Annotated in this window: 10 protein-coding genes; 1 reads left to right on the top strand and 9 read right to left on the bottom strand. The window is 56.2% G+C overall.

All coding sequences use genetic code 11. The features are described from left to right. Genes S7S_RS05565 through S7S_RS05540 form a run of 6 tightly spaced genes read right to left on the bottom strand, consistent with a single transcriptional unit; the run spans nt 1 to nt 9,668 of the window. Nucleotides 1-2,955, bottom strand: coding sequence for a type I restriction endonuclease subunit R (locus S7S_RS05565; protein ID WP_008737830.1), 2,955 nt, complete (start codon nt 2,953-2,955; stop codon nt 1-3). Beyond that, nucleotides 2,948-4,126 (bottom strand): restriction endonuclease subunit S, encoded by a 1,179-nt coding sequence (locus S7S_RS19175; RefSeq protein ID WP_008737829.1) that lies wholly within the window; start codon nt 4,124-4,126, stop codon nt 2,948-2,950. Before S7S_RS19175 ends, S7S_RS05565 begins: the two co-directional genes overlap by 8 nt. Further along, nucleotides 4,123-6,450: an AAA family ATPase gene (locus tag S7S_RS19170; protein ID WP_082027640.1), complete on the bottom strand. Its 2,328-nt coding sequence runs from the start codon at nt 6,448-6,450 to the stop codon at nt 4,123-4,125. Before S7S_RS19170 ends, S7S_RS19175 begins: the two co-directional genes overlap by 4 nt. Then, nucleotides 6,434-7,954 carry a type I restriction-modification system subunit M gene (locus S7S_RS05550; RefSeq protein WP_008737827.1) on the bottom strand — a complete coding sequence of 507 codons (1,521 nt, stop codon included), beginning with the start codon at nt 7,952-7,954 and terminating at the stop codon, nt 6,434-6,436. Before S7S_RS05550 ends, S7S_RS19170 begins: the two co-directional genes overlap by 17 nt. Further along, entirely contained in the window at nt 7,951-8,178 is a 228-nt protein-coding gene (locus tag S7S_RS05545) for a hypothetical protein (RefSeq protein ID WP_008737826.1), read from the bottom strand. Before S7S_RS05545 ends, S7S_RS05550 begins: the two co-directional genes overlap by 4 nt. After that, complete coding sequence (locus S7S_RS05540) at nt 8,175-9,668, bottom strand: type I restriction-modification system subunit M (protein WP_008737825.1); 1,494 nt, start codon at nt 9,666-9,668, stop codon at nt 8,175-8,177. Before S7S_RS05540 ends, S7S_RS05545 begins: the two co-directional genes overlap by 4 nt. A gap of 248 nt (nt 9,669-9,916) precedes the next feature. Between S7S_RS05540 and S7S_RS05535 the strand changes: the two genes are divergently transcribed. Next, nucleotides 9,917-10,804, top strand: a complete 888-nt coding sequence (locus S7S_RS05535; protein WP_008737824.1) for a helix-turn-helix transcriptional regulator — start codon at nt 9,917-9,919, stop codon at nt 10,802-10,804. Nucleotides 10,805-10,833: 29 nt separating this feature from the next. Here S7S_RS05535 and S7S_RS05530 read toward each other — a convergent pair whose 3' ends face one another. The 3 genes from S7S_RS05530 to S7S_RS05520 form a co-directional block, all read right to left on the bottom strand. Continuing rightward, entirely contained in the window at nt 10,834-11,991 is a 1,158-nt protein-coding gene (locus S7S_RS05530) for an ATP-binding protein (RefSeq protein ID WP_238582942.1), read from the bottom strand. Between the two features lie 97 nt (nt 11,992-12,088). Further along, entirely contained in the window at nt 12,089-12,283 is a 195-nt protein-coding gene (locus S7S_RS05525) for a helix-turn-helix transcriptional regulator (protein WP_008737822.1), read from the bottom strand. 57 nt (nt 12,284-12,340) lie between these two features. Further along, nucleotides 12,341-13,042 carry an inovirus Gp2 family protein gene (locus tag S7S_RS05520; RefSeq protein WP_082027639.1) on the bottom strand — a complete coding sequence of 234 codons (702 nt, stop codon included), beginning with the start codon at nt 13,040-13,042 and terminating at the stop codon, nt 12,341-12,343. Between the last annotated feature and the right edge of the window lie 294 nt (nt 13,043-13,336).

Below are 13,336 nucleotides of genomic sequence, written 5' to 3'. Positions count from 1 at the left end.
TCAGTAGTACTGCCGAATATATCCGAACGCCTTATCGAACAGATCCTGGTCCTTGACCTGGTACTTCACGTAAATCACTTTTCGTAGGGCCTTCTGGACCTCGCGTTCTCCCGCCTTGGTGTCTTGCCAGCCGGGGAACCGAACCAGGCGTACGATCTCGTCGATGTCGGTCACGATCCGCTCGACCACCATCGGCGTCTTGCCGTTCTTCACCTCGGCGAACAGTTCGGTCAGGGCCGCTTTAGCCTTGGCCTGTCCATCGACAGGGTCCACCTGCTTCTCGGCCTGGACGACCTCCTTGGCCAAGGTCAGCAGTTCCTTGAGGAAGTCGAGGCTATGGAGCAGGCCCTGTTCGTGCCGCTCCTTGAGCTTTTCGAGGCGCTCGCCCAGGGCGACAAACTTCGGATTGTCCTTGTGCTTTCGCAGGCGGGCGATGAGCTTGATCTCGATTTCCTTGGATTTCTTGTCCGGGTCCTTGGCATCGAGCAGCCCTTCGAGTACCTCGGCGTCCATCACCAGGGTGTCCAGATCGTCGCGCACCGTCTCCAGATGCACGTTCTCATGGACCAGTTCGATGGTCTTGGCACCCAGGGCGTGCCAGAGCAGCTTGCCGTTGCCGCTCGGGGGCTTCACCGATTCATAGACCTGAGTCAGCCACTTGTAGTCTTTCTCATAAGGGCCGAGACACGGATCGGGAGATAGCGCCTCCCACAGTCGGGAGAGCACCGAGTATTCCGCCGCTAATTTATCCCGTGTCTCGTTATCCGGCAGGCAGTCCTGCGCCGCGATCAGCCCCTCGTAGCCGCCTACGGTTCGATCCACGCCGGGAAAGAACGCCAGGCATCTCGCTACCACGCCGGGCAGCTCTTTCTTGAGGTCATCCAGATTGGTGATGACCTTCTGCACCGCCTTTTCATCGAAATCGAGGGCTGTGGCCACGTCATCGAAAATGCCCAGGTAATCCACGATCAAGCCGTGGGTCTTGCCGGGATAAACACGGTTGGTACGGCAGATGGCCTGCAAAAGATTGTGATCCTTCATTGGCTTGTCGAGGTACATCACCTGCAGGATGGGCGCATCAAAACCAGTCAGCAGCTTGGACGTGACGATCAGGAACTTGAGCGGGTCGTTAGGGTCGCGGAAACGGTCGAGAAGCTTTTCCTCTTCATCACGAGACATCTTCCATTGCGCATACTCATCGCCTTTGCCACCTGTCGTATGCATCACAATGGCGCTTGCCTCCGAGCCGACAAGCTCATCCAGCGCCTGCTTATAAAGAACACAGCATTCTCTGTCGAAGGTGACGACCTGGGCTTTGAACCCGTTTGGCTCTACCTTATCCTGGTAATGCCTGACGATATGCTGGCATATAGCGCTGACTCTAGCTGGCGACTTGATTAGCACCGCCATTTTCGCGGCCCGCTTCGCCAGATCGTCTTTGTCTTCTTCACTCAGCTGATCAGTCATCTGAGCATAAGCTTCGTCGATAGCGTCCTTGTTGATATGCAGCTTCACGTCTACCGCCTCGAAATGGAGCGGCAGCGTGGCCTTGTCCCGGATCGAGTCCTGGAACGAGTAACGGCTCATATAGCCCTGCTCATCCTCGTCCGCGCCGAAGGCCCAGAAGGTGTTGCGGTCCCGCTTGTTGATCGGCGTACCGGTCAGACCAAAGAGAAAGGCGTTAGGCAGCGCGTCGCGCATCTTGCGGCCCAAGTCGCCTTCCTGGGTGCGGTGCGCCTCGTCCACCATCACGATGATGTTCGAACGCTCGTTCAGGCGGCCGCCCGCCTCTCCGAACTTGTGAATGGTGGTGATGATGATCTTGCGGGTATCGGCCGCCAGCAGGCTTTGCAGTTCCTGCCGGGTGGCGGCTCCGATCATGTTCGGGATATCGGCGGCATTGAAGGTGGCGGTGATCTGGGTGTCCAGGTCGATGCGGTCCACCACGATCATCACCGTGGGGTTGCCGAGCTTGCGGTGCATCCGCAGCTTCTGAGCCGCGAACACCATCAGCAGCGACTTGCCCGAACCCTGGAAATGCCAGATCAGGCCCTTCTTGGGATAGCCCTTGACCACGCGGGCCACCATCAGGTTCGCGCCTTCGTACTGCTGATAGCGGCAGATGATCTTGATACGCCGGTGCTTCTTGTCGGTGGCGAACAGGGTGAAATTCTGCAGGATGTCCAGCACCACATGAGGACGGAGCATGGAACGGATGGAGCGCTGCACGTCCGCAAGGGTCCCCTCGGCCTTGTTCTCGCCCTCGTGCCACGGCCCCCAGATATCGATGGGCATGCGAACCGAGCCGTAGCGGTAGCACTTGCCCTCGGTGGCAAAGGAGAGGACGTTGGGCACAAACATCTGCGGCACGCTCTGTTCGTAGCCGTTGTGGATGTCGCTGGCCCCGTCCACCCAGGTCACCGCCGGGCGCACCGGCGTCTTGGCCTCGCCGACCACCAGCGGGATACCGTTGACCAGCATAATGATGTCGAAGCGGCGGCCGCCTTCCTTGACCGGGTAAACCCACTGGTTGGTGACCACGTAATCGTTGTTGCTGAGGTTCTCGAAGTCGATCAGCGCTACCTGTGTATGTTCACCGCGCTCGCCGAAGGGCATGGATTTCTCGCCCCGTAGCCAGTCGGCGAACAGCTCGTTGGCCCGCACCAGGCCTTCGCTCTGCACCGACAGCGGAATGGTCCGCAGGCGATAGAGCACCTCGTCGGCGCGGTCGGGCTGGGCCTTGATTTCCGGGTTCAGGCGGATCAGGGCGTCGCGCACCATCGACTCCACCAGCACGTCGGAATGTTGACGCGGCAGCTCCTCGGCGGACACGAAGCGCCAGCCTTTGATCTCGCCACCGTAGCTCGCAAGCTCTTCGGCAACCATGTTCGAAGTTACGCCGCCGCAGAGCGTGTCGAGAACCATCTGTTCGACAGTGTTTTCTTCGTTAAACATGGGCTCCCTCTCCATTTACACTGGCCTCGAAAAAGCCTTCTACAAGAGTTTTTAATGATGCGATGCTTCGAGCACAGCAAGCTTGCGCGCTGCGGATAGCAATACATTCAGACGCAAACTGTTCCTGAATCTTCAGGTCCGGGATTGGAATTCTTATTTTCCGTAATTCGCCAATGTTTATCCCCTGTACCGCCAGCCCGGTTATCTTGGCGGTTATCTGCCGTTGCACATAGTTAGACTCGAGAATCGTTCGTACATAGCGGTGGTGTAAATCACTCTTGATTGATAGCCTTGCAGTGTCTTGGGTGATATTTGCTCCGTCTAACTCTGGGGGGACTTCGGCAACACGACCAACAGTGCCCCGGATCGAAATCAAAATGTCTCCAGGAACAAGCCGTGATCGTTTGTATTCCTTTTCGATTTCTGGCGTTGTATGTAGCAAGTCATCAAGAACAATGACTCCATTTGGATAGTCTCGGACTTTGACTACTGGAATTCCTCCCTCGAAATTGAGTCCTGGCTTAAGAATTCCATAGGTAATCGGTCTATTAGGTTCTATGCAGTCTGCCAAAAAATGCTCATTGCCGCGTTCGGCCTCTTGATGAGCAAAATGATTGATCTTGACCTGAAGCAATTTTTCAAGATTGGCATTTACAAGACGTTCCGCTTCGGCGCTTTCATCCGCTGCCCACAGGATCTCGGCAATACGCTTCTGTTCATCAATGGGCGGCAGCGGGAATTCAAAGTCCTTCAATGCTGTCCAACTGGTTCTCGGCGACAGCGATCCGGCCGAGGTGTCAAGCGCATGATCAAAGAAGGCATCACTCTGGCAGATAAACGGCAGAAGTTCCGGCAGCAGAACCTTTCTGTTCTTCGGCTCAAACGTCAGGATATCCCCGGAGCAAATGCCTTCAAACTCAGCGTAGGCGACCTTGCGTTGATAGGCCCGGCGCTTACCGAAAAGCGTCTGTCCCGGTACGAATTTGCGGGTAAACGAGGTGCCATCCACAACGGAATTCCAGCGCCGGATATGCAGATTCTTGGGGTCGATGTGTTCAAGCCCGACGATTCTTTCAACGCCATTGGTCTCGGGATCTCGCTCCACAAGATTGGCGTTCTTCACCACCTCGCCGAACTTCACCATCTTCCAACCGGGTTTCAGGGAACTCATATATTCCCTCCCGCGTGAATCACTTTCAGAGTTCTATCTACATAAGTTTTAAGCTCTCTGGCTTCTGGTTCGTCAGCGACCTCGCCAGTTCCGCCGTGATGAAAACGCTGGCTGTACGTATTGATATGCGCAAGCTCCTCAACCAGGGGTTGGCAATGTGATAGTGACGTTCCGGTTTGTGCTTCGCGAATTTTCCGAATCATGTCTCCCAGCCAATCGTTATCTGCCCATGCTTTAGGAAATTTGAGGCGCAGGTACTCCTCCAAGATGATACGAAGCGTGTCTGCTACCTCTTTGAGGTGCTGAAGATGATCGGCGGGGTTCTCAGAATAATTGTGCAGGAGATGATAATTCTTCAAATAGGCCTGACTGGGAAGAGGCGGAAATGGCTGTGCTTCGAGGGTTGCCGGGTCAATGAGTGGATTGAGGACGAAGGTCTTCGCTTGCGTACCGGGGCGGCTCTCAACCGCTCGTGCAAATTCGAGATCATGCGAAAATACAAAGCACTGATTAGCAATTCCGGCAAGATGATGGATTCTTTCGATAGTACACTGGCGGCGACTGCGATCCTGATTATGATAGGGGTCGTCAAAAACCACTACTGATCTACCAGCATCGGATGCCATTTCCACCTTTGCCAGGAAAAATGCGAGAGCCAAAGCGCTGCGGTCGCCGCCACTGAGCGTATTCGCCAGGGACACTTGAGATGGGTCAGACGCAGATTCTGGTGTGGCAGAAACCCGTTCACCTCTTAGCTCAATCGCGAGTTGACCGGATGGACCACCTCTGAAGGTCACCCCGTCACTGACAATTCGGAAATCCGCACCAAAAAGCGTCAAGAATTCATTAATTCGTGCGCCATAACGCTCGAAAAGTTGATTGGATTGCTCACGAAGCGCTTCGTTGGCTCGTTGCTTCTCCTGTTGTGCTGTCGTTTTCTGACTGGTAGCCACATCGTATGCTGCGTAAGCATCTACGGTCACCTGCTCATGCCGTTTCTTAGCAGCATTCAATCCAGTCAGTCTTTGCTGTAACGGTGACAGATCAATCACTCCAGCATTAGCCTGGCGATTTTGTAGTCCACCGTTTATCGCACTTAAAGCTTCATTGTACGCTTTCAGTGCGGCAGCCTTCTCATTCCAAGAGGTTACTGCGGCGGACTCTTCAGCGGTCAGGGGGGCTTCGCTTCCCGGGTTTGCCTGCTTTCGTGCCAATGCAGAATCTATCGCCTGATGAGCGGCTTGCAGCAAAGCGATTATGGTTTCAATATCGTCAATTTCCGGTAACGCAAATTCAAAACCAGCAGCGTCCTTCCACCAGTCCTGTTCGGTCTTGTGAGAGGTGAGGGTTTGCCTAATCTGATTTTGCGCAGCTTCACCAAATGCGCCCTGGACAGCAGACTTCGTTGATTCCCGAAGCTGTTCCTGAGCTTGCAGTTCGCCGGAGAAGAACGAGCGATATGCATCCAGAATATCCAGGCCTTGCATGTCCTGCCCGCAGTGTGGGCAAGCGGTACTGCTCTGAGCATCGAAACCTTGTTTAACCCAGCTTATTGGAAGCCCTTGAGATGTGGCGGCGAGGTGATCCCTGATTTTTGCCTCCGCAGCCAAAGAAGCTGTATCAAGTGTCGAGCTCAATACCTTATCCAATGTCTCTGGAACTTCAGCTATCGGTAATGCAGCCAGTGGCCTGCGAGCCCGAATGGCATCTGCTTTTGTTTTTGTTTGTTCTGCTGTTCTGTATTCGCTGGTTGCTTCAGAAATTTTGGTATCCACATCATCTACAAAAGCAAGATTTCTGAACGAGTCTATGGTGTAACCAGTGGGAATAAGCCTGGTCAGGTCTGAGTGCGCAGCATTAAATGCAGTAGTGGCGTTGCTCAGCTGTTGTTCTGCCGTATCGACTGCCTGTTTCGATGCGATGGCCTGATCACCGATCACCAGTCCATACAAGTTGCGGCGCTGATCAACGCTGATGTGATGCCCGATGAAAACATTTTCTGCTACAAACCGGTCATCATAGACATGAATCGGCGGACAATGATCACGCTCATGCCACTGAGCGTTTTGGAAACGGGTTGCTTGCCCCCCTTCCAACGAAATGACAATCTCTGGCTGGGCGTCCGATCCAAGTCTCTTCCGGCCAATTACATAAGCGGGGTTGCCGGTATCAAGGGAACGGAACACATCGCACAGGGTACTTTTCCCACATGCGTTGCTTGCGTAGATGACGTTCAAACTGGAAAAATCGCCTTCCGTGCCTCGCGTGGGGTTCAGTGCGGAAAAACGACCAATTCCTTTTAGCACATTAATTCGCTTGATCATTTTCAACCTTTTCCACCATTGAAAACATTTCGTCCATCGACTCCCGCAAAGCCATCGAGCTTTGCTGCCAGTTCGCAATGGCCTGTGTGAGGCTGACGGTTTCGGCCGCGCCGTTGCCATTGCCGTTTCCGTTTCCCACCCGCACGTAGAGTGGGATGCTGAGGTTGCTGCCTTTCTCCCGGACCTCGTCATTGCTGACCACCCGGGCAAAGCCGTCCTCGTCACCGAAAGCCTGGTAAGCATCGACAATGCGCTGGATGTGGTCGTCGGTGAGGAAGCTCTGTGCCCGCTCGCGGGTCACTTCGTTCACCGCGTTGATGAATAGCACCTTGTTCCTGCGCTCCTTGGGTTTGTTCATCCGGCAGATGACGACGCAGGCTTCCATGGGCGAGTTGTAAAAGAGGTTGGGACCGAGGCCCAGCACACACTCCACCACGTCGTGGGCGACCAACTTCTCGCGCATGGCTGACTCTTCGTTGCGGAAGAGAACGCCATGCGGAAACAGGATTGCGCAGCGGCCGCTCTTGGCCTTCATGCTTTTGATGATGTGCTGCCAGAAGGCATAGTCGGCACGGCCCTGGGGCGGGGTGCCGTAAAGGTTCCGGCCCCACGGATCGGCGGACCAGGCATCGCGGTCCCACTGTTTAATGGAGTACGGCGGATTGGCCAGGACCACATCGAACTGCATGAGCCGGTCGCCTTCGACAAAGGCGGGATTGGCCAGGGTGTCGCCCCGGATGATACGGAAGTCCTCAATGCCGTGCAGGAACAGGTTCATCCGGCCGATGGCCGAGGTGAGCAGGTTGCGCTCCTGGCCGAACAGCCGCAGGTTCCGCCACTCCTTGTTCTGCCGCTTCAGATGGGTGACAGCGGAAAGCAGCATGCCCGCTGATCCACAGGTGGGGTCATAGATCGACTCGCCCGGCTTGGGCTCGAGCATCTCGGTCATCAGGTGGACCACGGTGCGGTTGGTATAAAACTCCGCAGCGGTGTGGCCGGAATCGTCGGCGAACTTCTTGATCAGAAACTCGTAGCCCACGCCCAGCTCATCCTCCGGGCAGTTGGAGAGCGAAAGCGTCTGCGAGCTGAAGTGCTCGATCAGCTCACGCAGCATGTGGTCCGGCAGGCGGTCCTTGTTGGTCCACTGGGCGTCACCGAAGACCCCGTACAGGGTGTCGGGATTGGCCGTCTCAATGGCCCGCAAGGCATCCTGAATGGCCTTGCCCACGTTCTTGACCTTGGTTCGGGTGGCCTTCCAGTGAGCGTCTTCCGGGATCTGGAAGCGGTGCTGTTCGGGAAGCGCGGCGTATTCCTGATCGCCGCCGGATTCCTCCAGCGCATCGGCCAGCTCCTCGTCATAGACGTCGCACAGGCGCTTGTAGAACAGCAGCGGGAAGATGAACTGCTTGTAGTCCCCGGCGTCGATGTAGCCGCGCAGCAAGGTGGCTGCGCCCCAGAGGTAAGATTCCAGCTCCGACTGGGAAATGTGTTTGCTTTTCTTCATCGCGCTACCACATCCCATTCAGAAATGTCCGTTGGGATATCGACGCCATCCAGGGAGTCCCAGTCGTAATCGCCGGTCGCCTGCATGTAGACGTCATCGGCGGCCGCCATGGCCGAGAAATAGGAGCCAAGCAGGTCAGCCTTAAACCACAGCCCCCAGCGGCTGTCGGCATGCGGCTTGATCAGAAAGAGGCCAAGGGGCGATCTGTACTGGTAGATATTCACAACAGACCCTCCCGAAGCAGCAGCGCCTTCAAGCGATCTTCGGCCGCATACGCTGCCTCCAGCGATTCCTTTAGATTGGCGACGGCTTGATCGATGGTCATGGATTCTTCCTCGATCACCGGCTCCACGTAGCGGGGGATGTTCAGGTTGAAATCGTTCTCGCGGATCTCGTCGAGCGTGACCACCCGGCAGATCCCCTCCACATCCTGATAGCCCTCGTACCAGCGATGGATGTTGTCCACGTGTTCCGGCAATAGCTCGTTCTGGGCACGGCCGGTCTTGAACTCCTTGGAGGCGTCGATGAACAGAACCTTCTGGCGGTGCGCCTTGGGTTTGTTGTCGCGGAAGACCAGGACGCAGGGCGCGAGACCGGTGCCGTAGAAAATGTTCTGACCGAGACCGATCACCGCTTCGAGCATGTCCATCTCCAGCAGCTTGCGGCGAATTTCCCCCTCCTTTGACATGCGAAACAACACGCCATGGGGAAGCACCACGGCCATGCGGCCGGTTTTGCGCGCCATGGACTTGATCATGTGCTGCACCCAGGCAAGGTCGCCTGACTTACCGGGGGGAAGACCGGCGAAATTGCGTCCATACGGATCATTAACCCAGACGTCTTCCCCCCACTTTTCAAGGGAGAACGGAGGGTTAGCAATGACGCAATCAAATGCCGCAAGGCTGTCGCCTGAGTAGAAGGCGGGCGAGCGCAGTGTGTCACCTCGCTCGATATGAAAGTCCTCGGCGCCGTGCAGAAACAGATTCATTCTGGCGATTGCCGAAGTGGTCAGATTTTTTTCCTGACCGTAGAGCTTTCCCAACATCAGATGCTCGTCGCCACCATGCTCCTTGACATAGTGCAGCGCCTCAAGAAGCATTCCACCGGTTCCACACGCAGGGTCGTAAATAGTCTCGCCTGCTTTAGGCGCAAGCATGCGCACCATCAGCGCGACCACCGATCGCGGCGTATAAAATTCACCGGCTTTCTTGTTGGTCAAGTCAGCGAACTTCTTGATCAGATATTCATAGGCCTGACCGAGAATATCTGCCTTACAGTACGCGTTACCAAGATTGAGCGATGAGAAATGCTCAATGAGGTCCTTCAGCAGCGCATCAGAAAGCCTATCTTTATTGGTCCACTGGGCATCGCCGAAAATGCCATGCAGTGTATCCGGGTTCGCCTGTTCGATACTGCGCATGGCTTTCTGAAGCGCATGGCCAATGTTCGCGCTCTTGGCCCGAACATCATTCCAATGTGCTCCCTCCGGAATCATGAACCGGTGATTCTCGGGAAACTGGGCAAACTCGACGTCGCCTCCAGACTCCTTCAGTGCAACAGCATACTCCTCGTCGTAAACGTCTGAGACGCGCTTGAAGAACAGCAAGGGAAAGATATAGGTCTTGAAATCGGCCGCGTCGACCGGCCCCCTCAAGATGTTGGCAGCCTGCCAGAGGTGGGACTCAACTTGGGACAAGGTTATTGTTTTCGTCATGAACTGCTATCCGCTAGCCAATCGCCCCGGCACAGGCCCAGGGCCCGGGATAAGACCAAAGGCATATAGTACAGAAATCAGAGGGTTAGGTAATAATTCCTAGATAGATTACCCAACCTGAGCTTCACAATGGTGGAGCACCACCTTCCCGCACTTTACCGAATGACAATATATGTATTTAATTACGACATGTTAATACTGAATACATAAACACGTCGCCTTTCCAAGCAGATTCTAGGAATAAGCCCATGGCACAACTGCATACCTCAACTCAGGGCTGGCCAACCCGCTGGGATCTGCTACTCCGCTACCGGCTGATCGAGGTAATCAGCCTGTGGGAGGGCCGTCTCACCACCAACCACCTGATGCGCGCCTTCGGCATCGGCCGCCAGCAGGCATCCAAAGACATCAACACCTATTTGGCCGAGCACGGCCAGGGCAACCTGGAATATGACCGGCACCTGAAGGGCTACCGACCCACTCCCGGCTTCCGGCCGGTCTTTACCCGGGGCCTGGCGGACGAATACCTGCACATGATGCACGCCCGGGAGGATCTGGCCTGCTCCTTTGAAAGCCTGGCGGTGCGCGAGCTGAACACCGAAGTGCTTCTGCCGCCAGCCCGAGCGCTAAAACCGGAAATCTTGCGCCCTATCCTGCAGGCCTGCCGGGAAGGCAAACGGGTTGAGATCCGATACGCCTCGCTGAGCAATCCAGAGCCCGAATACCGGGTGATCCAACCCCACACCGTGGTGCACTCTGGCTACCGCTGGCATGTCCGTGCCTGGTGCGAGAAGAGCAGTGAATTCCGGGACTTCGTGCTGAGCAGAATCAGCGAGGCACCCGGCATCACCCTGCCGGCAACCCATGGCGCAGATCAGGACGAAGCGTGGAATGCCTCCGTTACCCTCACCCTGATTCCCGACCCCCGGCTATCACGCGCCCAGAAAGCCGTGATAGCCGGAGATTACGGGATGACGGACATGCAGCTCAGCATTCCCACACGGGGCGCGCTGGTCAGCTATGTGCTGCAGCAGCTCAGGGTGGACTCTTCTCCTCGGGAGCGATCTCCCGAAGCTCAGCAGGTGGTGATCAAGAATCGGGACGAGGTTGCCCGGTGGCTGATCAATTCTGGCTAGGTGGTTGCTGTGGGCCCATACAAGGCAAATCAGATCTCACTGATCAACCCCTGACACTCAGGTATGGGCGGCCGATCAATTTGCAGCATGACCGTCCCGCCAGTTGACGCACTGCGGAAGTATGCCGTACCCGGCGGGCTTTCCATCGATACCAAATCTTCTGGCATGAGCCCCATTTGAGGTGCCACACGCCTGGCCTCCCGGGGATCCATTCTCCGCATGACAAGGCGAGAGGAGACCATGGCATGCACTTCGCTGCCGAAGTGAGACATCATCTGGGAGGCAAGGATCAGCCCTATGCCGTACTTCCGCCCCTCGGTCACCAGCACATTGAGGATATGCCTTGAGTCCTCGGTGTTACCGCGTCCGAGGCTGAGTATTTTGACCTCATCGATGATCACGAAGACACGGTACCGCTCGGAGTCTGAACGGGGGTTTACGGGTATCGGCCCTGTAGCCCGAGCCGTTTCAAAGAGCATGTCCAGAACTGTCTCCGCCGCCAGCAATCTGGCCTCACGCCCCAGCTGGCTGCAGTCCAGCCGCATATTCCAGGCAAGCATGCCCTGTACCGTCAGTGGCCAGGGGTGACGAAACAAGGCATTGCACGACAGCGTTTCAACCTTGGCACGGCACTCCCTCAATGTCTGCTTATCGAAGCCCTCCATACCCTCCTCGCACGCCAGGCTCAGACGATTGAAAATATCGACCAGACTCGGATACGCAGCGCGCCAGCTGGAGTAGAGGGTATCGCTAATGCCGAACTCCCTGTACAGATCTGTGATGACCTTTCGCAGGCATGAAGCCTGCTTGTACCCGAGACGGCCGGTGGCCCGACCAATCCGGTCCACTTCGTTGGCAATCTTTACCTCCAGTCCACGGCCAGCCAGTGTGGCCGGGTCGATTGCCAGAGGATTGAGACCCTGACCACCCGACTGAGGCGCGTGGCCGTAAAGCGTGTTCTGGCCCTCGAAGATCACATCCCCATGGAAGTCGATGGTGATCACCGGGATACCATGGCGTACCAGCGATCCTCCAATCAGCTTGAGAGCCTCGGTCTTCCCTGACCCGGATCCGCCCGTGACCATCATGAATCCATTGATCTCCTTTCCCGGCTCCCAGCTGTAAGGGGTCTGGCCCCCGTCCATAGCCGACGCCTGCCCAAGCGGGACTCGAATGGGCATCAACATGTCACGGCACTTCTGGTATTCCGGCACACCCGGCCGGATACCCCTTCTGGCAAGTAGCCGGAGCCACCGGGAGACGGCTTCCGGCTTAAACTTCTTGCTATTCGCCCGCCAGTGCATCGCGCTCTTCCATCCGGTCCTTGATCCAGGCCTCGATTTCCGTCGAGACCCAGCGGACAGCCCGCTCGCCGACATTCACGGGCTTCGGGAAGATACCCTCATTCATCATCTTGTAAGCGGTGGTTTTCTTGATGCCTGCCATCTCGCAGGTTTCATCCAGTCGCATGAGTCGCATTGGATACTCCGGTTATTCGCTCATGTGATAGCGCTCGCCAGTAAAAACTTACCCGCCTCAGGCATGGCTGTAGCCGAAGTTACGGTGCCCATCGTCGTACAGCTTGGTATCTGCCTTGGCCATATAACTGATGCGCTTGAATACCTCCTCGTACTGCACCTTGAACATCGGGGACCCCGTGGCGACCAGCTGAACCGGATTGGCGGGAATCTGGACCAGGCCGACCCCCTGGCGATCCGATATACCCAACGCGCTGCACCAGGCCCGCTGGATCCGCTCAGCCATATTGACCACGGCCTGCTCCTCTTCCATCCACCATGGATAGTCTGGCTCAGGCTGGCCGGCTATTCGGCCCAATACCGAGTAAGCATCCCGGTTCACCAGAACGGCCATGTGGTAGTGGGGCTGCCCCTCCTTTCCAAACTCCCGGCACCAGATCAGACGGACATGGCAGTCATGTACTCGCTTGCCCTGCCGGCGCTTGCGCTGCAGGTCAAATTTGATCTGGGAACGAAGAGACTTGATGAACCGGTTTGCCAACCCGCCTGACGGCCCCTGCCAGCCGTATGGCAGACGGGGCAGGATGTGCATGACACAGGTTCTGGGATGTTCAGTCAGGGCACGATCCAGAACGGATCGGCTTGTCTCAAGGTAGTTAACCACCAAAGGACGCTCCGGCCTTGCCAATACTGGCAGGCCTTCCCAAGTGGCATCGTAATGGAGTTTGAGATTGGTGTTTTCTGGATGACGCTTGTTCATGTGTGGCTCCCGTGAATGTTCATAGGAACCAGCACGCTGGTAAAAACTTACTTGTTAATGGGCTGGCTTTGAGGCCAGCCCTTATCTCCTTCTTATGGCAGACACTCTGATCAACCAGCCTTCACAAGTGGGCTGGTATAAGGGCCATATATCTATTACCGACATCTCTGACCGCCCTGGGCACACCTTGGATCTGCGCCAAGGCTAGGCGTCCCCAAGAGCGATCCCCTTAATCGCACTCTCCAGAAATATCAAAACCGACCGCGCTCAAACCAACCCTTGTCGGCTGGACAT

It is taken from the genome of Isoalcanivorax pacificus W11-5 (assembly GCF_000299335.2).
In the GTDB taxonomy this organism is placed as follows: Bacteria; Pseudomonadota; Gammaproteobacteria; order Pseudomonadales; family Alcanivoracaceae; genus Isoalcanivorax; species Isoalcanivorax pacificus.
Note: the sequence above shows the minus strand (reverse complement) of the source record. Positions and strands in the feature narration are given on the sequence as shown.